This window comes from Thalassobacterium sedimentorum (genome assembly GCF_031127905.1).
GTDB lineage: Bacteria > Verrucomicrobiota > Verrucomicrobiia > Opitutales > Coraliomargaritaceae > Thalassobacterium > Thalassobacterium sedimentorum.
Map to the genome: position 1 here is coordinate 228001 of NZ_JARXIC010000001.1, position 26470 is coordinate 254470.

Sequence of the window (26470 nt, forward strand, 5' to 3'; positions counted from 1 at the left end):
CCCCACTCATTCAATCAATGAGGAACAGAACAAAAGCGCCCGCTATATCTCAAATCAACTGCAGTCTCACAAATTGGTCCTGAGGCGCATCATTAAGGTAAAGGTGCTGCTTAAGCGCATTCACCATACGCTCTTCAATCTCTGCTTGAGATCGAATCGGGTTCAGTTGTTTTGGATCCTCTTTAACGTCATAGAGGCAAGTTTGTTGTAAAGGTTCGCGGATACCAGCAGCCGTGGCTCGAATCGTTTCAGCAGCTGGAACCTTGAGAACCTGACAGTTCTTTGTAAAAGAGAATGGCGGATGTAATTCGATCCCTGCCTGCAACTCCTCTGGGCCGAAAAGCGCGTTAGCATGTGCGGGCGTTAACGTATACTGATTGAGCGGCTGATTAGAATGCTGCGCAGCCCGCATATAGACATAACGACCGTCCGTCACATTCACCTGTCCACCATAGATGCCAAAGATTGCGGTCTCACGAACAGCTGCGTCCGCGTCGATAGTCGCGGCGAGGTTGTATCCCAGCATGTCAGGACTCGCCTGCTCCCCGAAATAATCGAGCAAAGTCGGCGCAAGATCAATCGCCGGTTGGACCAGCGCGTCGCGACGTTCCCCGGATTTACCAGTGCGCGGATCCCAAACAAAAAATGGGGTGTGAGCGATTTCCTGATAGAATGGGATCCAACACTTCCCCCAACTATCATGCTCTCCAAGACAAAACCCATGATCTGTCCAAACGATTAGCATGGTATCCTCCCACATCGATTCTGCATCCATTAAATCGAGCACCTCACCGAGCTTCTGGTCACACATCGAAACCAATGCAGCATTTTCAACAATAACGTGTTCGACAGCTTCCCGCGACTCTTTCACAGGTCGATATGGCGGCCAGTCGAATTCCGGCCCCGCGTATGAGTCATAGTGTGATTTGTAGAGATCTTTAAAATTATCCGGACTAAAAAATGGCTCATGCGGGTCAAAGGTTTCGATCTGCAATAACCAATTATCAGCATTTAAGTTATCACGAATAAATTGCTTTCCCGCTTCAAATGTCTTGGTCTGACAAAAGTCTGCATCAACTGTCATCGCCGCCCGGTTTTTCAAATCTTGTGCATGCCATGCGTCATGAATCGCGTTCTGACCAACAGCATTTACATCCGCCGGAGGGTTCTTCACCTGAGCCTGCCACGGATCCCCTTCTTGGCCACGAATAAATTCAAAGGTATTGTACTTAGTATGATAATTCGCCCCACCGGTTTCCCAATAGTGATAATGGTCAGTAATCAAATGACTATGCACTCCCTTACCTTTGAGAATTTCAAAAACTGAATCATCATAAGGTTCGAGTGGCCCCCATCCACGGTGCAGAAAATTAGGTCGCCCAGTGTGCAAGTCGCGACGTGCTGGCATACAAGGCATCGAGCAAACATAGCTATTATCAAAAGTAACAGCCTTATTGGCGAGTCGTTGAAAATTTGGCGCTTGAACCCAGTCTCCACCATAAGGTGGCAATGCATGGCGGTTCAAAGAATCATACATAATAATTATTGCTTTCATGATGAACTAACGTCTAAAGGAAGAATACGGCTCAACATTAGAGATTAAAAATTACGCCACTTCAGATACATCATTAACATACAAGTATAATACCAAGCGTCAAAGTAAATATACTCTAAACCACTTATAACGGTGTCATCAAAAGTGCAGGAAACCTTTAAATTTTGCCACTGACCTATCAACTGTGACGCTCCCTTTGACGTATCTCTATCAATTCACACCAATTAATCGCACAAATAAATGTCAATTTTGGGGAGTTTTTATAGCTAAATTTAGGTAACACCACTCATTAAAAACGTGCTTTAATCAAGCATGACCGCAACACAGCCCCCCGCCGTTCCCTCAATTCTTAAGAAAGCTCAATGGATTTGGCCAGAAAGTCCTAGTTGGAACCTACATAATTGCTATGCTCTCTTTAGAAAATCTTTTGATCTGAAGTCATTGCCAGAGAAGGCGCCACTTCATATTACGGCCGACCAATCCTACCAGCTTTATATAAACGGCCACTATATTTGTCGTGGTCCAGCTCGTGGCTTTCAGAGAACTTGGCCCTACGACACAGTCGATATCGCGAAATGGCTTGTCCCCGGGGTGAATTTAATAGCTGTTCGCGCCCACAACCCGGGGTTTGGAAATTTTCAATATGTACATCAGGGCTATGCGGGACTACTCGTTGCTGCACAATGGGAGCAAACTGAACTACTCTCAAATAATACATGGAAAGGCCGCCGTCAGACAGGCATACGTAAGGACACTGTCCCCACGAGCCTCCAACTTTTCTCACAAGAAGTTATTGATCTACGCATCGAATCCCCAGACTGGATGCTACCGAATTTTAATGATAGCCAATGGAACGGTCTAATCAGTGAGGTACCATGGAACAGCATGCCATGGTATAGCCTACAAGCTCGTGGAATCCCGATGCTCGATGAAGGTATCCTAAAAATCGGGAAAGTGATCGGTCAGGCCAAGGGCAAATCTACTGCGAACTATCAATCGACATGCAATTTGTCGCACAATAAACTAGAAGAGGGCTTATCGCATACCCCACATTCAGCGGACGCCACGGAGCTGCCCTTTGCCAAATGCAGCGATGGAGAATGGCGTAGCCAACTAATTGATCTGGGCAAACTGCATGTCGGCTGCGTGTGCCTGGAAATAGTCGGACCGACTGGCGGCGAAATAGTGGAAACGCACCATTATGAAACTCTGGACCAAGCCACGCTCTGCCCTGACTACAATCCAGACGCGCACAGCCTCATGGCATTTAGCCAACGGCTCATCTGTCGCAAGGGGAAAAATCATCACAGCTTCTACCATCCCTTTGGCTTCAGATATATGATCGTGACAGTGCGCGATAACAAGACTCCATTAACAATCAAATCTTCCCTGCGCAAGAGTCTCTATCCTGTTGTTCGCAAAGGGGCATTCGAGTGCTCCGAATCACTACTCAAGGACATCTGGGAAACCTGCGCTTGGACCGAAGAAGTGTGCAGTATGGATGCCTACGTCGACACTCCTTGGCGTGAACAGGCCCAGTGGTGGGGTGACGCTCGCGTGCAAGCATGGAACACCTTCCACCTCAGCGGTGACCACCGACTCTTCAAACGCGGGATTCAGCAAATCGCTGCTCAAGTCACCCCCGATGGCGTCACCTACGGTCATGCCCCAACTATAGCTCACGGATGCATCCTCCCAGACTTTACACTGATCTGGATGCTCACCCTTTGGGACTTCTACTGGCAAACAGGCTCGCTAGAGCCTTTTCAACAACAGCATACGGTCATTCAAAAAGCTCTGGAGTATTTTGAGAGACAAACAAATGCCCAAACAGGATTGCTCAACTACGACCATCGCTTTTGGCTCTTTCTAGACTGGACAGACATTCACAAACACGGCTGCTCCAGCGTCTACAGCCTTTGGTATTTGCATACACTCGATCGACTGAATGAGATGTATTCACTATGCGGCGACACAGTATTCGCCGAAAACTGTCAGAGAAAAGCAATCAACTTACGCAAGAATTTGCATAAGTTGATCAACGCAGAAGGACTCATACAGGACGGCTATACCGAACAAGGGCACGTAGTTACAGAAACCTCAGTGCATGCACAAACCCTCGCATTACTCACTAGGCTCACCCCAGAGAACGAAGACAAGATACTCAACCTACGTATACTCCCCTACATTCGCAGTGAACTAAAAACCGACATCCAACCATCCGCTTACTGGATCACCTACATCTACACTGCACTTTCAGAGCGGGGTTACGGAAATGAAGTGATCGCCGACATTCGCAAGCGCTGGGCTCCCATGGTCACACACGGGACCACCTGGGAAAACTTCGCTCCGAAAATTGCAGACGAAAGCTTTTCACATGCGTGGTCGGCACATCCGCTCTATCACTTAATGCAGATTCTGGGAGGAATTCGTCAAAGCTCACCGGGATGGGAAAACATCAAAATCACCCCCACCTTCACTGGTGACGCAGCAGCAGTCGTCATCCCCAGCCCACTAGGAAACATACACTCTGCTTGGTCCCGTAATGGCGATTATATCAAAGGTAGCATTCAATTACCTGAAGGAATGGAAGCAACGCTGCAACTTCCCTCGCAACAGGCGAGCACCATTCGTGGTGACTTCAGTTACTCACTACATACTTAGGTCATGATTAGAAGAAGAAAAGCTAAACTCAAACGCTCCTTTTAATAGACTCTGCCTCAACTGACTGGGCGCAAGTCCTGATCGACGCTTCACAAAACGCGAGAAGACTGGCAGCGAACTAAAACCTGAGCGCTCTGCGACCTGCGAAAGACTGAGACGTGAATCACGCATTAACAGCATTGCCGTATGTAGTTGGTAATTCGCTCGATACTCACTGGGAGCAACCCCCAGCACCTTCTCAAAACGACTCCTCAGGTAGCGCAGCGATACATTTGCTCGACGCGCCACCTCTTCCAGTGACCAGTCTTCATAGACGGATTTTAATATCAATTCCTCCACTTGCGACACCCACTCATCGACAGGTTCTCCCGAGCTGAGTGAACTCGCCCGCGACACTTGACCGCCGCAGCGAAGGCGCAGTAATAAACGCTCCAAAGTCGGCAATATTTCGGCCCCTCGCACATGCTCCGAACTTTTATTTTGCCAAATATCCACCAATGCGAGCAGTAAATCGCGCGACACCTCATCAAGTCGTAGCAAGCGATCACGAAGGCCAGAGAGAAAGCCACCTCCCTTCAGAACCTCAAAGGTGATGAAGAGCCAACGCAATTGCTCCACATCGGTCTCACGGTAATCATGATACTGATAGGGAGCAACCAACAAAGCATCTCCTTCCTTTAGAGCGATCGCCGTCCCATCCAGCAAAACTCGACCAGCGCCTTCGATAACATAAGTTAGCACATAGCGATGATGCATGCGATTGCCCAATAAGTTCTGACTCAAAGCGCTACGCGTCAACCGCTGAAACATCAATACATTATCTACCAATACACGATCCGAAGCACATAAACCGCTATATAGGTTCTCTGGCTCATTTATTCGGAGCGGTATTTGAGCATGAAAATCCGACAGTTGGCGCATTCCGATAAAGTCAAAAGTAGATCCGTTTTAGGCAAGAATATTCCGCAGCGAAAACCTTATTATAGCGGGATACTTTAAGAGCTTAAGAATCAACTCAACTGACTCAGTTCCCTTCCTATAAACACCTTCTAGAATGATAAAAGTAGGCATCATCGGTTTCGGCTTCATGGGCAATATGCACGCTCAGGCATACCATGCTTTGGCAGACGTCCACATCACGGCGATTGCAGATATCGCCACACAACACGCTCAGGAAAAAGTTGCGCAACTCGGATTTGAGATTCCGGTGTTCACAGACTTGACGACGCTGCTTGCAGAATCCGATGTTGACATCATCGACATCTGTGGCCCCACAGACCAGCACCTCGAACTCGCCACTCAAGCAATCCAAGCCGGCAAACATCTATTTATTGAAAAACCATTGGCACTTACACTCGAAGACTGTCAAGCGATTCAATCAGCAACCGATGCCGCTGGCGTCTTTGCTCAAGTCGGCCACTGCATTCGCTTCTGGCCAGAGTATATGAAACTCAAGCAAATCGTCGATTCAGGCACACACGGTCCGCTTAAGTCTCTATCGTTAACACGACGCTCACCACGCCCTGGCGGAGGTAATCCGCTGCATTGGGTCAATCAAGTCGAACGCTGCGGTGGCGCCGTAGTCGATTTGCATGTCCATGACACCGACTTCATTAATCACCTACTTGGCATGCCACAGTCCGTCTACAGTCGTACAACTGAAGGCAGTTCCGGACCAGACCACATATTCTCCCACTACCACTACGAACACACCACGGTTCAAGCCGAAGGCGGATGGGACTATCCAGGCAATTATGGATTTAGCATGAGCTTTGAAGCCATCTTTGAAGACGCCTGCATTCAGTATAATTCCGCATCCAACACTCCCCTGCTACTCACGACTCGCGGATGTGCACCAGTCGCAATCGAATTAGACGTCACCGACACCCCCACGGAAGCCACTCACAGTGAAGGTAACATCTCTTCATTGGGAGGCTACTTTAACGAAATTAACTATTTTATAAACTGCGTAAAAAACAAGCAAGCTCCGGAAATTGCCACACTAAAGCAAGCCTCTAACAGCATCCGCATTCTACTCGCAGAACTCAAGTCAGCTAAAAACCGTCAAAACGTTTCAATCTAAAAAACAACACAAGTAACAATGAAAGTAGCAATTATTGGTCTCGGTTTCATGGGCGGCATGCACGCTCAAATCTACAAAGCACTCCCCGGAGTTGAACTGGTTGCCGTCGCATCCTTAGACGTCGCAGGCGCTAAAGACAAAGTCGCGAAACTTGGCCTCGATGCCGAAGTTTTTGACGACTTTGATACACTGCTCGCCAACACAGATGTCGACGTAATCGACATCTGTCTACCAACAGACCTACATGCGGAAACGGCCATTAAGGCTGCCAATGCAGGCAAACATCTCTTCATCGAGAAACCGCTGTCCCTCACACTGGAAAATTGTGAAGCTATTCAAGCTGCCATCAGTCAAGGGGGTGTCTTCTCGCAGGTCGGACATTGCATACGTTTCTGGCCAGAATATGTGGCACTCAAGAAATTCATCGATTCCGGGAAAGCAGGTGCTTTAAAAAGTATCTCGCTCCATCGACGGGCAGCCCGTCCGACATACAGTCAATACGATTGGTTAAACGATGAGACTCGAAGTGGCGGTGCCGCAGTTGACCTACACATACATGATGCGGACTTCATCATCCATCTATTCGGTTTACCTAATGCGGTCAAATCTCAAGCGACACGTGGCCGCTCCGGCAACGACCATATTTTCACTCACTATCAGTACGCCGATGTCACTGTACATGGCGAAGGTGGTTGGGACTATCCAGAGCATTACGGCTTCTCCATGGCCTTCGAAGCAATTTTCGAAAACGGCAGCTTGAGCTACGACTCCGCCTCTGGGAAAGCACCCACAGTTGTGCTCAATGATACCCCAGCCATGGAACTCGAAGTCATACAACCAGGCCCGAAGCAATCCACCATCGGTGAAGGCAATCTATCCTCTCTCGGAGGCTACTACAATGAACTAGAATACTTCATAAACTGCCTAACAGAGAACATGGCACCGCAAATCGCCACAGTCGCTCAAGCGACTGAAAGCCTTCGCGTAATACTGGCAGAACTCAAATCCGCAGAAACTGGCAAAGTCGTTCAACTTTAAACACATCCACTGCATCAATTAACATTCAAAATACTATTATGAAAAAATCAATTAGTACATGGTCCTTCTACGGGGACTGGAATCTAGAAGAGAAAATGATCCTCGCGCGTGATGCAGGCTTCATTGGCTTTGAACCTGAATTCAGCGAAGATGGGGATCTAGCCCTCAACGGCGACGACGCTACATGGAAAAAAGTCCGCGCAACAGCCGACAAAGTCGGCATTGAGCTCAGTGGACTGGCTACCGGTCTCTACTGGGGCGCCAATGGTGCCAGTGAAAATGCAGAAACACGCGCCAAAGCAGCCGAGATTCTGGACAAACAAATTCGCTGTGCCGCAGCCATCGGAGTCGATAGTATCCTAGTCGTACCAGCCGCAGTCGGTGTTGATTTCATCCCAGATTGCGAAATAGTCGCTTACGATCAGGCATACGAGCGTGCTCATGCACTGATCTCCAACGCACTGCCACTCGCACGTGAATTAGGAGTTACTATTTGTATCGAAAACGTATGGAACAAGTTCCTGCTCAGCCCACTGGAGATGAAAGCCTTCATCGAGAGCTTCAACGACTCACATGTTGCACTTTACTTTGATGTCGGCAATGCCCTCGCCACCGGCTACCCGGAACAATGGATAAAAATTCTGGGCAAGCACATCAAACGTGTTCACTTCAAAGACTATCGGCGCAATGTCGGTTCTGCAGATGGCTTTGTCGATCTCCTGTCTGGCGACGTTAATTGGCCGCAAGTCAACCATGCGCTCACATCCATTGATTACAATGAATGGGTCGCTGCTGAAATGATTCCACCAGTGCCCTTCTATAAACATGCACCCGAAATACTAATCACTAACACCAGCAACGCCATGGATGCGATTTTCAAACTTTAAGTTGATTTGACTCTCCACAAAATTAACTGAAGTCCAATAAATAGGTCTGGCACACAACAAAGGCTCTATCTGTCTCACTTGACCGGTAGAGCCTTTTGAATGTACCCTCTACTTAAGAAATCCATCCGCCATAACCTGGAAACTTAAATCTATTTTCAGACTATAAACTGACCACAGTTCACTGGCGAAGCACCATACGGAAGCACACTACGAACCTAAATATTCATCGCGTTCTCATCGACAGCGAGCTGATCGAGTTCTTTCTCCACGGCTTGAGGTGAACTGGTGCGGCGGGCGATCAGGTCATAAGCAACGGGTACGATGAAGAGCGTGAACAAGGTCGCGGCCACTACGCCGAAGAGCGTGACGATACCAATGACGGAGCGTGTTTCGGCTCCGGCTCCGCTGCTCAAAACCAGCGGGACCGATCCGGCGATCGTCGTCAATCCGGTCATGGCAATGGGACGGAAGCGTGTTTCACAAGCCTCGATCAACGCCTCGCGGAAGGAGCGGCCTTCGTCGCGTAACTGATTAGCAAATTCGACAATTAGGATACCGTTCTTCGCGGCCAGACCGATCAACATAATGAGCCCGATCTGCGAATAGATATTTAAAGTGCCCCCGGTCAGGAACAAGCCCAGCAGTCCACCCCCGATCGCAAGTGGCACAGTTAGCATAATGACCAAGGGGTGAATGTAGCTCTCGAATTGCGCAGCCATAACGAGGAAGACCACGATGATCCCGAGGACGAAGATAAACAGAATCGAGCTACCGGATTTTACGAATTCGCGGCTCTGCCCCTTGTAGTCCACAATCGCCTCTTCAGGTAGGTGCTCGCGAACAAGGCCTTCCAGGTAGCCCAGCGCTTCGCCGAGGGTATAGCCGTCTTCAAGATTCGCCTCCAGTGTGATGGAGCGCACGCGATTGTAGCGTGAGAGTGTCTCCGCGGCTCCGTATTCATTAATGGATACGAGATTGGACAAAGGAATCAATTCGCCGGTGCGTTCACTGCGCACGTAGATGTTTTCAATATCGGCGAAAGAACGCTGACTCTCCCGCTCTCCTTCGACGATCACATCGTATTCCTCGCCGCGCTGCAGGAAGGTCGTCACATTGCGCCCGCCCATCATGGTTTCGAGGGTGCGGCCGATTTGCTCGATAGTCACGCCGAGTGTTGCGGCTCGGTCGTAGTTGACCGATAGGTCGATCTGCGGACGGGTCTCCTTATAGTCACTGTCCAGCCCCACCAGACCGGGGTTGTTGGCCTCGGCTTGCTCCATGATAATATCGCGCCAGGCTGCGAGTTCTTCATAGGTGGAACCACCAATGACAAATTGCACCGGCTTGGAAGTGCCGCCGCCGAGTCCTTGACGAATCACAGGGAAGGCACGCACACCCGGCAGATCGGCGAGCTTGGCACGGATGTCATTAATCATAACGAAAGCACTGCGTCGCCGCGACCAGTCATCCAGCAAGAAGAGCAAGATGCCGGAATTGAAGTTTTCCAGATTACCGAAGGAGCGTGGCGAACGCACCAGCATGCGCCGGATCTCGCCGCTTTCAACCATGGGCAACATACGCTGCTCAATCTCGGTCATATACTCTTCCATGTAATCGAAGGTCGCGCCCTCCGGGCCATTGACCAAAAGAAAGATCACCCCGCGGTCTTCTGTCGGCGCAAATTCCTGTGGCACCTTGCTATAGATCAACGCGATCAAGGCCAGCAGTCCAAAGAAGACCAGCACCACTAGCACAGGCACACGTAGGCAAAACCGCAGCGCGACCAAATAACCGCTGCGAAAAAAGCGGATCGTCGCATCAATGCCGCGAACGAGGAAATTCGGCTCCGTCTGACGGCTCAACACCTTGGAAGCCAGCATGGGCGAAAGCGTTAGCGCCACCAGAGAGGAAAAACACACCGCGGCAGCAATCGTCAGTGCGAACTCGGTAAACAAACGTCCGATGTCGCCCTCCAGAAAGGTAATCGGCACAAAGACCGCCACCAAGACCAAGGTGGTCGCAATCACCGCGAAGCCGACCTGACGGGCCCCGCGATAAGCCGCCAGTAAGGGCGGCTCGCCAAGCTCTTGGATGCGACGCACAATGTTTTCCAGCATCACAATCGCATCGTCCACCACCAGTCCGATAGCCAGAACCAGCGCCAACAATGTCAGCAGGTTAATGGAAAACCCGAGACTATAGACCACGATAAAGGTCGCAATGACCGAGACCGGCACCGTCACCGCGGGCACCAGTGTGGCCCGCACACTGCCGAGGAAGAGGTAGATCACCACAATCACACAAGCGATCGCAATGAAGAGCGTGGTGTACACTTCATGGATCGCTTCTTCGATAAAGACCGAGGCATCGTAACTTTCTTCGATGCTCATGCCCTCGGGCAGACTCTTGTTGATTTCCGCCGTGAGCGCCTTCACCTGACGGGCCACATCGATGGTATTGGCAGTGGACTGCTTAATCGTGCCGATACCGACCATCGGCACTTCATTACCGCGAAACATGATACGGTTTTCCTCCACGCCAAGTTCCACACGGGCGACATCCGCGAGGCGAATCAGATAGCCGTCATCGCCTTCTGCCAGCACCAGTTTGCCAAAATCTTCGGGCTGCTTGAACTTACGATCCACCCGCGCTTTGAACAAGCGCACATCGGACTCGAGCGAGCCTGCGGGCAGCTCCACATTTTCAGCGCGCAGCGCATCTTCGACATCCGACACACTGAGCCCACGCGCGGCCAATTCCTGCCGGTCGAGCCACACCCGCATGGCGTAGCGCAGACCTCCGCCGATACGGATGCGGGCCACGCCATCGAGCGTCGAATAACGGTCGACCAGATAGCGCTCAGCGTAGTCGGTCAACTCCTCGATGCTGTGGCGGTCGCTGGCGAGATTGCGCCAGATGATCACGTCGTCGTTACTATCCACCTTTTGCACTTCTGGCGGCTCGGCCTCTTCCGGCAAATTATCCTGAATGCCCGAGATGCGGTCGCGCACATCGTTGGCCGCGCCGTCGATGTCGCGGTCGATGGCAAATTCAATCGTCACGCTGGCTTCACCGTCCTGCGAGCTCGACTCGACATACTCGATGCCCTCGATACCGGCGATGCGCTCCTCCAGCAGCTTGGTGATCCGTGTCTCCACAATATTGGCCGGCGCGCCCGGATACGAAACCTCGACCGTGACCACCGGCGGATCGATGTCGGGATACTCACGCAAGGAAAGCCGCTGAAAAGAGACCAGCCCAAAGGCGATCAGAATCAACGAAATGACCGACGCAAAGACCGGACGTTTAACAGAAATATCGGAAATTAACATAATCGTTTAGAGCTTCGATTTGGCTTGCCCAAGCTTCTCGCTCAGGGTTTCACTCCCGCCATCTTCGGCGATGACTTCGACCTGTGCGCCGGGGCGTAATTTCATGGTGCCATCGGTCACAATCCAGTCGCCCACCTCGATGCCTCCCAGCACCTCGGCCTCACCTTTGCGGCGCACTCCGAGCTCAACCGCACGACGCTCCACCTGCTGCGCGCCCTCCGATTCCAGGACCCGATACACATAAACCTTCTCCGCCTGCGAAACCAAGGCGCCTTCCGGCAAGACAATGGACTCACGTGGATTCTTACGTAAGGACACTCGCATCAACATACCGGGCTTGAGCGTCTGGTTGCTGTTTTCGATCAAAGCACGTGCCAACACAGCCCGCGTCACTGGATCGATCCGGCTGTCCACGCTAGCAACCGTTCCTTCAAACAGTCGCTCCGGATAAGCGCGCGCCCGAGCCTGAATTTGTAGCCCCGGTTGCAAAGTCGACATGAAGACCGAGGGCACGGAGAAATCGAGCTTCATCACGGAGTCGTCATCCAGCGTCGTGATCAGGGTGCCGGGTTGCATCAGGGCACCGACCGAGAGATTGCGCAGGCCCACCACGCCATCGAAGGGCGCAACAATCCGGCGCTGGTTGATGCGCGACTGGATGGCCTGTGCGCGGGCCCTGGCCGCTTCGACTTCACGACGCTTTTCATCGATCGCGGATTCGCTGGCAGCCCCACGGTCGACCAGTGGCTTTAAACGCTCTACCTGACGCTGCGACTCTTCCAACAAGGACATGACTTCCGCCAGTTCAGCCTCTTCTTCCGCGGCATCCATTTCCAGCAGCACGCGCCCCTTCTTCACGCGCTGGTTGTCGTCGAAGTTGATCGCGGTGACATACTCCGTGACGGTGGAAGTGAGATCGATGCTTTCGTTCGCGCGCAGCGTGCCGAGCGCCTCGACTTCATCGAAGATCGCTTTCTCCGCCGCTCGGGTGGCAAAGACTTTGACCGCGGTCTGCGCAGTCGAAAATTGGGCCGTCGTCAGCAGCGCAGTGGCCAGCAGGTAAAACTTGGGTCGTGTTAATTTGAAAAGGTTCATCGTGTATCGTCGGTTAAAGTGTTGGCATGCGTCCACCCGTGACCAGGTGCAGTCGGATGCGTAGCTGTAAGAGTTCAAATTGCTCGTCGATCAAGTCGCGCTCGATCTCCCGCAGGCTTTGCAGGGCAGTTAAAACTGGCAGGTAATCGTCGATGCCCTGTTTAAAGCGGGCCTCCGTCTCTTCCAGTGCCCGCTGCAAAATATCGCGGCGGTGACACAGGCGTTTGAGGAATTCGCGCTGTTTCTGCTCTTGATAGAGCGTGGTCTCGACCTCCTCGACCGCGCGCAGATAGATCTCGGTAAAGCTGAGCAACTGCTCCTGATAAATGGATTTCCGGCGCTCGACCTCCGCCTTGCGTCGTCCCCAGTCCAGCAACGGTCCCGTAAAATTGGCGGCCAGCGAGCTGAGCGCGCCCTCGTAGCTACTGGTGGCTCCCACCGCGGCCGAGCCACTCAAGGTCAGTTGCGGCAAACGCTCCGCCACCGCCACCGCGATCGAGGCATCTGCCGCAACCAAGTCGGCCAGCGCGGCCCGCAAATCGGGACGTTGCACCAGCAGATCCGCCGGCACACCCAGCGGCGGCATGGCCGCATCAAAGCTCAGGTGATCTGCCGCGGGGATACGGTTGATTCCGTCCGGCAGCTCACCGACCAGAATATCCAGCAGGTTTTCATAGCTGCGCAGCTCCGACTCTGCCAGGGGAATCAAGGTCTGGCTATCGGCCAATTGACTTTCCTGCTGCAGCACATCGACCACCGTGCCCACTCCCTGATCACGCCGTAATTGAATCAATTCCAGCAGATCCTGATCCAGCTCCACCTGCTGCTGAAGCAGCTGTAATTTATTCGCCGCCGCTACCGAACCAAAATAAGCATTCGCTACCTCAATCGAGAGCGAGAGCGCGACCAGTTCCGCATCCGCCTGACGCGCTTGCGCACTGTAGCTGTCACTCAAACGCTGGCTTTCAATACGCCGGAACAGATCCAGCTCCCATGCCGCGCCGAGGCCCGCGCTCCAAGTCCAATCATCCGGCTGACGCCCCTCCCAGTCGCGACCCGCGGCGCCGTCAAGTGAGAGCTCCGGCTTGCCACCGGCAGCCGATTGAGCCGCCAGGAAACGCGCTTGGCGCACCCGCTCCATCGCCTGCCCCAGCCCCGGATTCGCGGCTAGCGCTTGCTGGATCAAAGCGTCCAGCTCCGGGCGCTCAAAGGCCTGCCACCAAACACTAGCCGAGGCCTTGTCTCCAGTGTGCACAACCGTTTGGTAGTGAGACGCCTGCACAGGCGCCTCTGGCGATTCGTTCACCCGATGCACAGCACAGCCGGCACAGGAGAATAAAGATAATATGGTAAGTAGGGACTGGCATTTTTTCCCGAAAGTCATGCGGTTTATTAAATTGTTAGCAGTAGTTGCGTTAGAGCTGCGAGGAAATAAATAAAGGTTTATTCCCAAAAAAATAAAGAAGTCAGTCTGGGATATCAAAATCTTAGAGAATCTGCCGCCTAGAGCACCGGCGATAACCCTAGTTCAGGCTTTAGCTTGAGTCTCTAATAATCAATTCAGGTTCATAGCTCAAATACTTCTCTGAAGTCGTGCCCCCTTCTGAATGCGTGAAATCATCAGATCAACCACATCACTCGCAATCTGCTCCTGAGGTTGATGGAGCGTAGTCAAAGACGGCGTAATCAACTCCGCCATATCAATCCCATCATAGCTCACAATCGCAACATCGTCAGCTACGTTTAGAGACAGCCGATAGAGTGCTTTCAATGTGGCAATCGCGATCATATCATTCCCACAGAGAAGAGCCGCAGGACGCGTGCTAGCCGTAAAAGCTCCCATATAATTAAAGACCAGCTCGACAAGCTGCGAAGCATTCAAAATCACCCATTCACCCGGTAGGTCTGCAATGTGCGTAAGGCACGGGCTTCCTCTGCGGGATCGTCGGAACTGGATGCCAGCAGGATGGTAAAGCCACACTCCAGGCAAGCGTCGTGCATCGATTACACGACCTTGCCATAAAACGGAGTGTTGATGTTCGACACGATAATACCGATGACAGAGGAGGAACCACTGCGCAGATTGGCCGCCAATTGATTCCGCACATAGCCCAACTGCTTAGCCGCGCCGAAGACCTTGTCCCAACTTTTAGATCGGGGCGATTCTCCTGCGAGAATGTGGGCGGCCCGTCTTAAGAGAGACTCCGGCCAACTCGTCGACTTTATAATATGCTTTCGCATAAGTACACAAACGGTCCAACTCTCGAACACCTGATCGATACTGCGGCAGCATGGGTGCAGTATGCAAAAGACAAAAATTACAATGTCGCCTACTGGCAAATCGGGAACGAGATCGACCACCACCCTACTTTGATGACTCAGGCAGAATATGTATCGGCCTACCATCAAATGGTCGATGCGATGAAGTTAGTTGATCCTGACATACAAACCGGACCACGCCTGCTCTCGAACATTAACTATATGCGGGCAGTCGTCAATGCCGGCTCGGATAATGTAGATTTTTTTAGTGCACACCAATACATCTGGCCCCTCGAACTGGACAACTATGAATCATGGCGCGACTTTACAGGAAATATGATTCCAGCCATTGATAATGCAGTCACAGTCAGCCGTGAAAATGACGATCTCCCGATCCTAATCACAGAAACTAACGCACACGGCTACGATGTTAACTCAAGATACCATTCAACAAAGACCATAAGGCAAGAACTTACCACCAGAACTCATTCAACATCAGAGACCAGTAACAATTCATCGGATAAGCTGAGCTTAACAACCGTCGCATAAGGATGGACCGATTCACACGGCAAGCTAATGATTGTCCTTGAGTTATCTGTTGAAATCGTAACAGTCTCAACACTACCTAAAATCGTTGCCTTAGACACATAGGTTATTCCTTCCGGTAAAGTGATCTTTGAGTCCTCTGGCCATTGGAGAATATGGACATAGAGTGACTGAAGATCTTTACTCACGGTATAATTTCCCCACGCTGGTCTATTTGGAAACGGATTGCGTCGCGTATGAAAAATCGACTCTCCATTTACTTTCAACCAATCACCAATCACTTGATAAAGGCGCAAAGCTTCCGGGTCCAGCTGCCCGTTTCCCATTGGACCATTATTCAAGAGTAAATTGCCTCCCGAGCAGACGGTATTGATTAGACGATGTAGAATCTCTTCTTCGGAATGGTAATGAAAGTCGCCGTGCGCTTTATACCCAAAGGAAGAACTCACACTGTCTGGAGTTTCCACATATAAGGGTAGTTTTTGAGTCGGGATCTCTTTATCCCGGATAGACACATAATCGAAGAGTTCGAGATTATCCTGTAAGATTTGATCACCTCCATTATGAATAATCCGAGAGTTGATCAGGCAATTCGGCTGATAACGGCGGACCAAATCACTGAACTGCTTGGCCCATTCAAAAGTGATATCCACTGGAGTATCGAACCAAATAAGATCCAAATCGTAACGTTTCAACAACTCCTCTACCTGCGGTAGACTCTTAGTTCGCAGATAGCGCTCAAAATCAGGCTTATAATCTTCATCGAGTTCAGGAAAAAGAACGGATCTCTGAGTCATTCGAGTGAGATAAGGAGCATCCGGATCATTCCAATCCTGAGCATGGGAATAATAAACTCCAAAGCGCATACCATAGCGCTGGCAGGCCTCACTCAGCTCTAGAATAATATCACGTTTGAAAGGGGTATAGTCGACAATGTTGTAATCGCTTACAGTCGAGTCAAACAATGCGAATCCATCATGATGCTTCGCCGTGACCACCAAATACTGGAGCCCTAGTTCATGAAACGTGCGTACCCATTGCTCCGCATCAAACGAAGCAGGGTTAAAGGCACTCGCTATCGTTCGATACTCCTTCGCGGACATCTTGGCGGAGGTCAGAATCCACTCAGAATAATTAAAGTCCTGCCCTCTCCCATCATAAGCGCCTGCTAATTTAGAATAGACACCAAAATGGATAAATACTCCGTACTTAGCATCTATAAACCATTGCTTATTCCTCAGCTGCGAATCGACCGTCTGCTGCAAATTAGATGGAAAACGATAGTCAAAACTGAGTGGATCTACTGTAGCAATAGTTGAGTCCTGCCCCCGGGCTAACTCTGGAAGCATGCAAATGACGTAAATTGAAAGCAGATACGCAATTCGAGAAAACGACATAATTCTAAGAATAAAGTTCCTAGGCAGCCTGCTAGGCACAGAGCTAAGATGTATTGGCTCGGTATTACTTGATCGAGAAATTATCAAGATAATAGACTGGATTCGTGTTTTCTGTATTCACACGGTTTCGAAAATAATCGATTTCGGTCACTTTGTTTTTAAATGACAGCTCAGACAGAGTCACAACGGGAGCGTCACGCCCCCACTCATAGACTCGAAAGCCGTAGGTCTGACGCGTGAGGTTGATATCAACGATTTCAAAGCGATACCAGGTCGCCTCCTTGAATTTATGATCCACCAACTTGGCTTCAGCACTATCGTAATAACGGAGCTGATGAGATTGGTAACGAATATCCAAAGTAATCGCTTCAATATCCCCTTCCTTCGAATACAGTCCGAAATAGGGCTGCGTGTTTAAACTGTCCGCAATCGCGTAAAAATCCCAAGAAACTTGATAGCCACTGCCGGTTAAGCTCTTCCCCAGAGATCCGGTGACCTCGACCTTATTAGGATTATAATTGGTCAGACCAGTTCGATTGGTAAAGTAATTATAAAGTGAAGGCGCTGAAGATGAATCACTATCGCCCACCAAAACAGCCGATTGTCGGCCACCTTGATCCCATGGAGAATTCATTTTGTTTGAAACAGTGACTCGCTGCTTCGTCGCAAAGTGATTGCCATACCAGCCATACGCATTTCCCTGGCGACCTTTGCCTGTACTTTCATTGAGATTCCCGGTTAAAGGCGCGATCTCAGACCCGGCAACGAGTTCTTCAAAATTATAAGAAAAAGGCTGAGCTTGAGCCGACAGGCTGAAACAAAGGCCCGTACAAATACATGCTCCATTACGAACGAGAGCGATGAGTGAATGAGATTTCATATCCTAATATTTCGTTTTTTTAATAGTAATTACTGATTCGATTTAATCAGAGAGTACCGATGCGGCACCGGTTGATTCGCAGCATAAAGTTCCACATAAACCTGATCCATCTGCTTCAATAGAGCTCCTGTCTGAGCATTTAACTGAAGGTATTCAGAATACTGTGATTCAACATATCCGTACCAAGATTGACCTTTGATAGTCTCAAGCTTGGCATCGAGGAAAGCGACAATTGCAGTTTCATCGTCTTGATCCACGTCGGAAAACGCCAAGCCACTACTGAAATAAACATAGGCTCGGTTTCGTAGCTTGGCTTCCAGTTGATGGCGTGCGTCATTTAACTTCAGAACATTCAATGCTTGTTCGTATTGGGGAGTGGTCGTAACCGTGGCTAAATTAATTCCTTCACTGAGCTCCTGCGAACTCCAGACTCCGACCTCTCGACCATCAATCAACAGGCGATACGATCCTCTCTCTAAATTCATCACCTGAAAATGTTGTTGGTTCATCGTTTCCTCAAAAGGGACCAACTCAAGACCTTTCGAAATGGATTCTGTTTGAGGAAAGGGTAGTGACTTCTCCAATACAGAAAATTGAAGTTCACCTGAATCAAAAAGCATCTCAAAGATCTCAGCATTCACCGACACCGGGACGGTTTCTCTCTCAGCATCAATGACAATTTGAGACACATATTTAGGAACCTCCTGAGCTTTGAGGAACTGATACCCCATAATAAAATGCCCAGGATCCGGATCCGGGTGAATACGGTCTTTGCCAATGATACTCGCGCTTGGGTCCTTCGATTGAAGTTCAGCAGTGATGATATTCATCGCATCATAGAAATCGACATAACCGACTTCATTTGCTCGCGCATAGTCTTTAATAAAATCCGAAAATCTCCCCAGACCGTCATTCACACCATAACGATTTTCCCTATCCGTTTCGACTGTTTGATCATAAATGGATGGAGTGATTAAAATCACTTCGCTCCCCGCTCCCTGCAACTCCTCAATCACGCGCTGCATATCACGCGTGTAACGGGCATACTCACTGGCTTGTTCTCGCAGCGTCGCTTCGTCAGTTTTCTCAGTAGAATAGAGTGGTCGCCCCACGTCATTCATCCCCAACATAACCGTGGAAATGGTCGGGTTGAGAGAACCAATCTCTGCATCAAAGCGGCGCAATACGTTTCGAGCTTGATCGCCGGCAATGCCTCGATTCCAAATTCGAAATTCCCGCTCAGGGAACCGAGTCAGATAATAAAGATATACATATGTATGATAATAGCCTGCATGTGTGATACTATCACCGACAAAGCAGACACGGTCACCATCTTGAAACTGCGGAATAGCTGCGGTGTCAGCCATAGTCGAAGCGCAGATCGCGAATAAACTGACAATACTGCCAGCTGCTTTGATTCGATTCATTAGTTGTCTCATAATTAAGTTGAAACCTTTTTGCTCCTCATGACTGCACTTCCTCATCTCGAACCGTCCCATCGTCTGATTCATCGGCTTTGACAGTCTTCAGCTTACGGAACAAACGAATCGTATCTCGCAAACCACCACAGATGAACCAAATGCCAGCACTAAACGCTACGGTAAATTTGAGTCCAAGCAACCAACTCCAAATCGAAGTCCACGAAGTCGAAGCCAATGGATTAACCAAATTGTAGAGCGTTATACAAATAAAAATCCCGCTGTAAAGTAGCGTCCAGGCTATCAAAGTCAGATAAATCACCTTATCGAAGGTGGTGAACTCTCGGGTAATCCCAATCCTCTGCAGCCAGCCCTTCTTCTGCTCACTCGTATTTGCCTCTAGATGATCTGTCTGAACTGCGTATTCTCCGCGATGCAGCAACTTATCCAAATTGTAATCCTGCTTCCACGACAACAAAGAAACCAGGATAAAGACCGCATAGGACACAACAATGGCAAATACAGACAAATGAAGTCCATTAATCACCTGCTCGCTCCCGGGGAAAGTCACTTCGGGGTAGAATTGTCGGAACGCAATCCCCCCGACAGATAAGAGGCTCCCGGTAATCAAACCAGCCCAAGCGCCTTGAGTCGTAGCCTTCTTCCAGTAGAGGCCTCCAATGATGGCACAAGAAGCGCCTCCGATGTAAATGGATGCCGTAATCTGAAACCACATAAGTATGAAGTCTTTCATCGTCCAAACAGAACTAAAGACCACAGCAATGACACCGATCATTACAATCGACCAGCGCAAGTATTTCAAATGTTCCTTTTGCGTAAATGGACGCTTTCGAAAGGGCATCACTACATCCTGCAGAAAAATCGATCCCCAGGAATGGTAGGCGGAATTATCCGTCGATATCGATGCCCCCACCATCAAAACGAGAAACAATCCCAGCAACCCGGATGGGAACAACTCATACAAAGCCAATGGAACCAATGCCTGTGATTGTAGATACGGATCGTGAATGCCATTGACCGCCGCTTCCACATGCATTCTCGCTTCAATAAATTCAGGATGCCATAGGAGCACATAAGCACCGATCGCACAGGCCATCGTCCCGAGGCCCACCAACAGCCATCTCCATCCACCGAGTATTTGCCCCATTTTCGCCTCGTGCGGCGTACTGGCAGCGGCCATGTAACCAGCTCCCCCTTGCCACACTCCGGTTCGCAAGATCAACAAGAAGGCGGTCATTAAGAAAAAAGGAATTCCGAAATCACGCAAGCCATCCATCTTGAAAGGATTGACCATGGAAACGCCCTCTTCTCTGACAAGATTGGAGAGTACTTCCAGCTCAGTCGGATTTTTTAGAGACTCTGCCCGTAGTAAGGTCTCAATAATACCACTCCAGCCAAATAAATGGAGGACATAGAACGCACCACCCATAAAAGCGATAGTCACGATCACCCCTTGAAAGAAATCCGTCACCATAATGGTCACCTGCCCACCGGATACAGCCATCAAAACCGCAAAACTCACCATAAAAATCATCAATGAATGATAGGTCGGTAAGGCCAAACCAAGGACGCTGTAGCTCTCCGGCAATTGCAGGAAATAAACAAGGAAATTAGCTGTCACCATGGGGAAGACCGCACAATTTAGCACACCTGACACAAAGCCTAGAAAGCCTGAAAAAACACGAAGTCGACGAGAGTAGCGAAGCTGTAAAAACTGCGCCATGGTCAGCACACGAGTTTCGCGGTAGCGATAGACCACAAAGCCGCTGAGAGCGATAATAGAATTGACCGGCACGAAAATCATGCCCCACCAAATACCACCGAAGCCATTGCGGTAGATGGCTTCGAAATTACCAATAATACCAATCGCAGCAATGAACGCCATACTCTGAGCAATAGTCAGCAAGTAACGTCCGGCTAAACGCTCAGAGGACAAAAATCCGGCCACCGAACGCGTCATTCGGTTGGTAATGAACGCGATAAAGATGAGGCAGGCAAAAAAGCCTACCAAAATCAAATAATCCAGTGAAGTCATGAGTCGTTAGTGTCTCCTTGTTTCATGTTCACCGGATTCGAAGTATAGACATACTTAGGTGAACCATAATAATTTTCGTATCGGGCATCCGCTTGCACCCCCCGAAATGCCCATGGACCAGAGTCGTCCCGTTCATGCATCCAAAACTCTTTACCGGCACTCACTGGAAACTCATATTGCCCGCAGCGGTTACGAAGGCACTTCTGGAAGTTACCGGATTGATCCTTGAGTAGCGGGTCGACGAAATCGCAACGCAGACGACACAAACCATCTACAAGGCATTTGATGTAGACCAAACGGGTCTTCTTTTGTTCGCGGATCGCACTGATTCGATAGCCCCCTTCTGCGGCGAGCCCCACAAATGTAGCGTTCTCCCAATCAGAAGGAATCGCAGGAAACACCGAGATTTCTCCTCGTGAACTCTGGAGTAACATTTCATGGAGGGCATCTGCACCATGTAAGGGAGTCTCGATCACCGGCCCTTTTTCTGTGTACATGGTGTTCGGCTTTAGAAAGCGATCCAATAGTATATTCAGACAAGCAAGAGCGGATCCCCCTTCTTTCAAATGCGCATATGCTGCCGCCGCATAGGTGAACGAGAACCCTGTCAGAGCACCTCCTAGTCCCAACCAATGCTCCAGTGACTGTTTCCAAAGCTTACTTTCTTTAGCTGAAGCAGGATCGATGACAAATAAAGGATAGCCTGCCATCAGATGAGAAAAATGGCGGTGTCCATGATTCAGCGAAAGGTCCGCACCAATCCGATAACCAGTCGAATCGACAGGAAAATCAACCAAGCGCTCCAAAACATTCTGCCACTGCTGAACCTTCTCCGCGTCGATAGCCAAAGTTTCGGCAGATTCAATCAAAACGCGACACCCCCAACGCAACAAAGCCAAATCGTAGTGACAATCTCTGGTCCCACAATTTTGATGACCAGAGAACTCAGGCGAGATCGTCGCGGGCAGATGCAAACGTCCATCGTCCCCCGCTTCCAAAACATGTAGATACAGCTGAATGGCTCTAAAGAGCGCCGGATACAGTACACGTTTTAAGAAAGCCGTATCCATATCCATACGGTAATGACGCCAGAGACAGAGGCAAAGCCAAGCTAAGTTGCCCAATTCGTCTCCCGGCCCTGTCGAAGCCAGCATATCCACACTCCCCGCACGACCGAGTGCGGCTGAGTCATGGCGCCACTGCTCAGGTGCGTTGGCGATCAAATTGTCAAAATGAGATTCAACCGCACGTGACAACGATTCAGCCAATACATGGCGATTCGAAGCATAATATGGAGCATAACTAAACTGCGCATTGAGGTTCCACCAGTTACCCGGCCAGGGAGTTCGAGTCATCCAAGGTCCTAAAATATCGAGCAATGGTGCATCGGCTCGAGTCGCAGACCCCATTTTATAGATTTGTATCCAATAGAACCCTTCAAGCCGTGTATCCGGAATGGATAAGAAACTTGCCGGGTAATAATCAGACCACCAATTCCGGTGTTTGGAAAGTAATTCCTGCCAAGCCGTCTTCACCGCGGAATCGATACGCTGGTAAGCGATTTCACGGGCTTCTTGTGAACCATGGTCAACTTCAACAACAATCCAAAAACGTCTATGATCTTTTGAGATCACTGCCTCATACCATGCAGTCACGCATTCACCACCGGTCAATAGCGGTTGAACATGCATGTGGACTCCATTCTTTACCAATTTGATTGGCTCAGGAGGATGTGGTATTTTTGATCGAGACGCTTCATCACGAAACTCATCAAAAGCACTCACACCTGACTTCGGATGAAAATCAAAGCTCGGCAGCTCAGTACATTCCGAATAATCTAAGTCGACAACAAGTATCCGCTGAGTGGCATGTACAAAGGAATTAATACGGATGCTGCCATTAGAGGAGACGATCTCGCCAGTCAGCTCTGCCTGCCATAGGTCCAAACGCATCCGGCTCGCTTCCCAGCCAATCACTCCCTTTGGATCCAGCAGAAAATCACCAATAAGAAGACGTGGCTCTAAATATTGAGACCGATCCCCCTGCGCGGTGGCCCCAGCCAAACCAAGTTCCCATCGAACTTGGTTTGATTTTAAACGGTGTATGTCATCACCACCGCTGTATATCATAGCACCGAGATGCCCATCCCCCAAAAACGCGCCCTCCCCCCAGGATTGAGGCAGATACTCCCATACTGGATCATGTTGACGGAGAAAATCAGGCCATTCTATCAGATCCTGAACTTCGACAATCTCTGCCTGTGGAGCATGCATATTCAGTGTAGTACCCGTGAACTAGTATCGTCCAATGTATAGAAAAGGAACTTGTTGGAGCTCAGGGATGGCCTCAAATAAGCCGCATGCCGGATTGACAATAAAGCGGCCGCTATCGGGATCATAGTGCCCCGGACGTTGCGAGAGCTCCAAATTGTTCTCCACCCAGCCAACTGCACGCATCGAATCGTGAATTCCAGTCGCTCCCATGATAATTGGCGACTGATAACGTGCGTTGTCTTTGATCACAGAATACTTCGGCTTATTGGGCTCATCTTGTAAAATTGAAGGTAATCGAGGATATGCCTTTTTCCACACTTCAGTCATATAGGGACTCGATTTAAGGTCCTGATTCAAGGTGCCCCAGCTCACTTTACCCCAAGTCTGAAATGCTGAAGTCATATCGGTCGCACGCATCGTGTTTTCTACATCGATAAAAATATTGTGCTGAGCCCGATTTTCACGACCACCATTGAACATCAGTCCCTGCGCCACATTAATGAATACATTTCCAGTCACAGTCGTTCCACTGAAACCGTCATCCAAATAAATTCCGGATACGCGGTGGGTTCCATTACGGTAGCCTGTAATGTCCCGGAAGAGATTATGACGAATGACGGTGCCGCGCGAGGTCCAGGAGCGACCACCATAAATTGCAGCCATATCATCTGTTTCGCGGCTGACGTCGTAGATGTGGTTGAGCTCAATCAGGTGATTATTACCGCTAATCGCGAGCCCCAGATGCGCACCATAATTCACTTCACAATGAGCCACATATTGCCCCACACCATTGATACTGATCGCAGCCTGGTAAGTTTTCTCGATGCGCGCGTAATGGTGTATGTGTGAATTGATAACGACGTTTTCACCATCAATCAACAAGGCTCTGTTACCTCCATCCAGACGAATTCCCATTCGTCCAGTTTGAAAAACTTCGCCATTCTGAAAGCGATTTCGTAGTCCGTCCAAACGAATACCGGTACCACCGACATTCCCAATTCGGCAATGATCAAAGACGACCTCAGTCCCCTGTTTTACCTGAATGCCATCGGCGCGCGTGCCAACGAATTCGATACCTTCGAATCGGACATATGACACTTGATCCATCTTCAATAATGGCTGATCCATCAAGGAAAGATCAATGGTCGCAGTGGATGACTCATTCAGTGGATACAAATAAAGCACTCCGCTATGACGATCCAAATACCATTCTCCCGGGACATCCAATTCGGATAAGGCATTGTAAGCAAAGTAGCGTTGACCAGTCTTCACGGCATACGCGGATGGCTGCAAACTTTGAACAGTGCTTTGATCAACATCCACTTCGGCCACGCTCAAGGCTTGGTCAGACCAATTAAAGAACCAGTAACCGTAGAGCCTCAGGTCGCTCTCCTCTTTCCACTGAGGCAAACGCTCAGGGGCATCCACCTCAAAAATAAATCCTTTGGGCGGATTATTGCGCTCTGCAGGTGGCACATATTTTTCAGTATTCTTCGAATCATCCATCCAATCCCGAATCCGATCACCGCGCTCGATGATCTTACCGGTCAGGGCAAATCCTTCATTCGGCCAGCGTGCCAAGGTCATGGGAACTTCATCAAAAAACAATTCGGGAGCCTGAGTCCCACTACGCCATTGGGTTTGCTCCTGCAGCGCGCTCATACTGTGTCCATACAGAGGCAATTCTCCATACTCAGTAATTCCCTTGGATTTCAAATCCAACTGTAGCACCGATCCACGGGACACATTCGGTAAACGTCGCAAGATCGCTGAATCCTGAACCGGACGAAAATCTGATAGTTGGAAACTTCGACCACCAATCAGGCGAACTGTACTGCCCGGAGCAGCCCGATAAACTACTGGACGATTCCACTCACCGGAATCATCCGATGTCAGTTTAAATGTGCTTTCCCGATTGTAGATGCCTCCGGCCAACTCAACTACGACACCCTCTTCTGGATATCGGCCGCTGCGATTCCACTCTCGAATACGGTCACGAGCGGCCTCCAAGCTCGAATAAGGTCGCAACTGACTACCATCTCCACTGCCTTCAGCGGCTGCATCGACCCAAATTGTTTGCTGCACCGGAGTCTCCTCGGTCGAAGCGATTTTGCGCAATTCACCAGCCAGGCTAAGGTCAATGCCTGTTTCCACAAGAACTTTGCCAATTAGAATTGTGCCCTCACCAGACTGAGTATTCGGAATAAACCGAATCGAACTAAAATCTTTTAGTTTATGACGAAGCGGCAAGCTCTCCACTCGCACAGGCTCCCCACCATACTCGGATAAAGTCACGGTATAATAGCCCACATCAGCCGGCCAAATCAACAACTCCGCCTGATACCATTTACCCGTTTGAACTGGAGCCACAAGCTGTCCGTCCGCGGATCCAGTGCGATTGATCGCATTGCGGCCTGGAATCGTCGTCGGATAATTATTGTTGTTCAAAGTGAAGAAAAGCCCCCGAGTCCCTTCAGAATCCTCAAGCACAAAGGTTGGCTGATTGGTGGAGTGCCCTTCCAAACGAAAATCAAAAGTCACACGCAAGGCATCCTGTACCGTCGATGCAAAACGGCCACGCAAACTCGCTCCACTCGCTTGAGCATTGTTATCTTCAAGGCGAAGCACTGCAAAATCGGGACTGAATGGTGAAGCTTGATTAGAATCGATTTGTAGCGACTGACTTTTGGACTCAGGAAGAACTTCCCAAGATGGCGACAGACCACCCTCTGTGGAGTCATTGGCCCACGAGCTTTGTAAAAGTATGTTGGTCGAAATCTTTCCGACGACTGCTTGAGTAACTTTAGTGCTTTCAACTAATTCAACAATCGTCGGTGAGTCGACGACCGGGATCTCCTCAACAGGCTCGGTCGTCGAAGAATCGGAACATCCCGAGAAAAGCCCGACAGCCGAAATCAATAGTGGCAGAGTGTATATGGTTTTTAATTGCTTCATGTTTTTAAATGAAAATAGGCAGATAACCAAGA

The 26470-nt window shown here is 49.8% G+C and carries 18 protein-coding genes; 5 read left to right on the forward strand and 13 right to left on the reverse strand.

Translation table 11 applies throughout. From position 1 onward, the window contains the following. Positions 1–49 precede the first annotated feature (49 nt). On the reverse strand, positions 50–1555 hold the full coding sequence (locus QEH59_RS00775) for a sulfatase (RefSeq protein WP_308983448.1): 1506 nt from the start codon (positions 1553–1555) through the stop codon (positions 50–52). Positions 1556–1867: 312 nt separating this feature from the next. On the opposite strand from QEH59_RS00775, the gene QEH59_RS00780 reads away from it, so the two are divergent. Continuing rightward, positions 1868–4219, forward strand: coding sequence for an alpha-L-rhamnosidase-related protein (locus tag QEH59_RS00780; protein WP_308983449.1), 2352 nt, complete (start codon positions 1868–1870; stop codon positions 4217–4219). Here the strand turns inward: QEH59_RS00780 and QEH59_RS00785 are convergent. Continuing rightward, a complete protein-coding gene (locus QEH59_RS00785) occupies positions 4208–5140 on the reverse strand; it encodes a helix-turn-helix transcriptional regulator (protein WP_308983450.1) in 933 nt (310 codons plus the stop codon). The genes QEH59_RS00780 and QEH59_RS00785 overlap by 12 nt on opposite strands. A 133-nt stretch (positions 5141–5273) precedes the next feature. On the opposite strand from QEH59_RS00785, the gene QEH59_RS00790 reads away from it, so the two are divergent. From QEH59_RS00790 to QEH59_RS00800, 3 genes are read left to right on the forward strand one after another with little or no spacing between them, the layout of a single operon-like run. Further along, positions 5274–6302 carry a Gfo/Idh/MocA family protein gene (locus tag QEH59_RS00790; RefSeq protein ID WP_308983451.1) on the forward strand — a complete coding sequence of 343 codons (1029 nt, stop codon included), beginning with the start codon at positions 5274–5276 and terminating at the stop codon, positions 6300–6302. A gap of 18 nt (positions 6303–6320) precedes the next feature. Then, on the forward strand, positions 6321–7340 hold the full coding sequence (locus QEH59_RS00795; protein WP_308983452.1) for a Gfo/Idh/MocA family protein: 1020 nt from the start codon (positions 6321–6323) through the stop codon (positions 7338–7340). Positions 7341–7378: 38 nt separating this feature from the next. Further along, entirely contained in the window at positions 7379–8227 is an 849-nt protein-coding gene (locus QEH59_RS00800; protein ID WP_308983453.1) for a sugar phosphate isomerase/epimerase family protein, read from the forward strand. Between the two features lie 215 nt (positions 8228–8442). Here the strand turns inward: QEH59_RS00800 and QEH59_RS00805 are convergent, their stop codons facing one another. The 5 genes from QEH59_RS00805 to QEH59_RS00825 all read right to left on the reverse strand — a co-directional run bounded on the left by QEH59_RS00805 (position 8443) and on the right by QEH59_RS00825 (position 14895). Further along, positions 8443–11559, reverse strand: a complete 3117-nt coding sequence (locus QEH59_RS00805) for an efflux RND transporter permease subunit (RefSeq protein ID WP_308983454.1) — start codon at positions 11557–11559, stop codon at positions 8443–8445. A 6-nt stretch (positions 11560–11565) separates the two neighbouring features. Further along, positions 11566–12654, reverse strand: a complete 1089-nt coding sequence (locus QEH59_RS00810) for an efflux RND transporter periplasmic adaptor subunit (protein WP_308983455.1) — start codon at positions 12652–12654, stop codon at positions 11566–11568. A 13-nt stretch (positions 12655–12667) separates the two neighbouring features. Beyond that, positions 12668–14038, reverse strand: coding sequence for an efflux transporter outer membrane subunit (locus QEH59_RS00815; protein WP_308983456.1), 1371 nt, complete (start codon positions 14036–14038; stop codon positions 12668–12670). A gap of 189 nt (positions 14039–14227) precedes the next feature. Beyond that, the gene (locus QEH59_RS00820) at positions 14228–14536 is read right to left on the reverse strand and encodes a substrate-binding domain-containing protein (protein ID WP_308983457.1); all 309 of its coding nucleotides are present in this window, start codon (positions 14534–14536) and stop codon (positions 14228–14230) included. A gap of 122 nt (positions 14537–14658) precedes the next feature. Continuing rightward, on the reverse strand, positions 14659–14895 hold the full coding sequence (locus tag QEH59_RS00825) for a hypothetical protein (RefSeq protein ID WP_308983458.1): 237 nt from the start codon (positions 14893–14895) through the stop codon (positions 14659–14661). Between QEH59_RS00825 and QEH59_RS00830 the strand changes: the two genes are divergently transcribed. Next, on the forward strand, positions 14884–15462 hold the full coding sequence (locus tag QEH59_RS00830) for a GH39 family glycosyl hydrolase (RefSeq protein ID WP_308983459.1): 579 nt from the start codon (positions 14884–14886) through the stop codon (positions 15460–15462). The two genes, QEH59_RS00825 and QEH59_RS00830, sit on opposite strands and share 12 nt — an antisense overlap. On the opposite strand, the gene QEH59_RS00835 is transcribed toward QEH59_RS00830, so the two are convergent. The 6 genes from QEH59_RS00835 to QEH59_RS00860 all read right to left on the reverse strand — a co-directional run bounded on the left by QEH59_RS00835 (position 15399) and on the right by QEH59_RS00860 (position 26438). Next, on the reverse strand, positions 15399–16808 hold the full coding sequence (locus QEH59_RS00835) for an alpha-L-fucosidase (protein WP_308983460.1): 1410 nt from the start codon (positions 16806–16808) through the stop codon (positions 15399–15401). The genes QEH59_RS00830 and QEH59_RS00835 overlap by 64 nt on opposite strands. Positions 16809–16920: 112 nt before the next feature. After that, positions 16921–17736 carry a hypothetical protein gene (locus QEH59_RS00840; protein ID WP_308983461.1) on the reverse strand — a complete coding sequence of 272 codons (816 nt, stop codon included), beginning with the start codon at positions 17734–17736 and terminating at the stop codon, positions 16921–16923. Positions 17737–17765: 29 nt separating this feature from the next. Then, positions 17766–19163: an SGNH/GDSL hydrolase family protein gene (locus QEH59_RS00845; protein ID WP_308983462.1), complete on the reverse strand. Its 1398-nt coding sequence runs from the start codon at positions 19161–19163 to the stop codon at positions 17766–17768. Between the two features lie 37 nt (positions 19164–19200). Further along, a complete protein-coding gene (locus QEH59_RS00850) occupies positions 19201–21210 on the reverse strand; it encodes a sodium:solute symporter family protein (protein ID WP_308983463.1) in 2010 nt (669 codons plus the stop codon). Continuing rightward, positions 21207–23483 (reverse strand): glycosyl hydrolase family 95 catalytic domain-containing protein, encoded by a 2277-nt coding sequence (locus tag QEH59_RS00855; RefSeq protein ID WP_308983464.1) that lies wholly within the window; start codon positions 23481–23483, stop codon positions 21207–21209. Before QEH59_RS00855 ends, QEH59_RS00850 begins: the two co-directional genes overlap by 4 nt. A gap of 21 nt (positions 23484–23504) precedes the next feature. After that, positions 23505–26438 carry a right-handed parallel beta-helix repeat-containing protein gene (locus tag QEH59_RS00860; protein WP_308983465.1) on the reverse strand — a complete coding sequence of 978 codons (2934 nt, stop codon included), beginning with the start codon at positions 26436–26438 and terminating at the stop codon, positions 23505–23507. Positions 26439–26470 lie beyond the last annotated feature (32 nt).

Coding starts and splice junctions, on each gene's coding strand:
- QEH59_RS00850 (WP_308983463.1), bottom strand. CDS start 21,210: ATGACTTCACTGGATTATTTGATTTTGGTAGGCTTTTTTGCCTGCCTC.
- QEH59_RS00860 (WP_308983465.1), bottom strand. CDS start 26,438: ATGAAGCAATTAAAAACCATATACACTCTGCCACTATTGATTTCGGCT.
- QEH59_RS00780 (WP_308983449.1), top strand. CDS start 1,868: ATGACCGCAACACAGCCCCCCGCCGTTCCCTCAATTCTTAAGAAAGCT.
- QEH59_RS00800 (WP_308983453.1), top strand. CDS start 7,379: ATGAAAAAATCAATTAGTACATGGTCCTTCTACGGGGACTGGAATCTA.
- QEH59_RS00830 (WP_308983459.1), top strand. CDS start 14,884: ATGCTTTCGCATAAGTACACAAACGGTCCAACTCTCGAACACCTGATC.
- QEH59_RS00795 (WP_308983452.1), top strand. CDS start 6,321: ATGAAAGTAGCAATTATTGGTCTCGGTTTCATGGGCGGCATGCACGCT.
- QEH59_RS00775 (WP_308983448.1), bottom strand. CDS start 1,555: ATGAAAGCAATAATTATTATGTATGATTCTTTGAACCGCCATGCATTG.
- QEH59_RS00810 (WP_308983455.1), bottom strand. CDS start 12,654: ATGAACCTTTTCAAATTAACACGACCCAAGTTTTACCTGCTGGCCACT.
- QEH59_RS00805 (WP_308983454.1), bottom strand. CDS start 11,559: ATGTTAATTTCCGATATTTCTGTTAAACGTCCGGTCTTTGCGTCGGTC.
- QEH59_RS00790 (WP_308983451.1), top strand. CDS start 5,274: ATGATAAAAGTAGGCATCATCGGTTTCGGCTTCATGGGCAATATGCAC.
- QEH59_RS00785 (WP_308983450.1), bottom strand. CDS start 5,140: ATGCGCCAACTGTCGGATTTTCATGCTCAAATACCGCTCCGAATAAAT.
- QEH59_RS00840 (WP_308983461.1), bottom strand. CDS start 17,736: ATGAAATCTCATTCACTCATCGCTCTCGTTCGTAATGGAGCATGTATT.
- QEH59_RS00855 (WP_308983464.1), bottom strand. CDS start 23,483: ATGCATGCTCCACAGGCAGAGATTGTCGAAGTTCAGGATCTGATAGAA.
- QEH59_RS00835 (WP_308983460.1), bottom strand. CDS start 16,808: ATGCTTCCAGAGTTAGCCCGGGGGCAGGACTCAACTATTGCTACAGTA.
- QEH59_RS00825 (WP_308983458.1), bottom strand. CDS start 14,895: ATGCGAAAGCATATTATAAAGTCGACGAGTTGGCCGGAGTCTCTCTTA.
- QEH59_RS00815 (WP_308983456.1), bottom strand. CDS start 14,038: ATGACTTTCGGGAAAAAATGCCAGTCCCTACTTACCATATTATCTTTA.
- QEH59_RS00845 (WP_308983462.1), bottom strand. CDS start 19,163: ATGAATCGAATCAAAGCAGCTGGCAGTATTGTCAGTTTATTCGCGATC.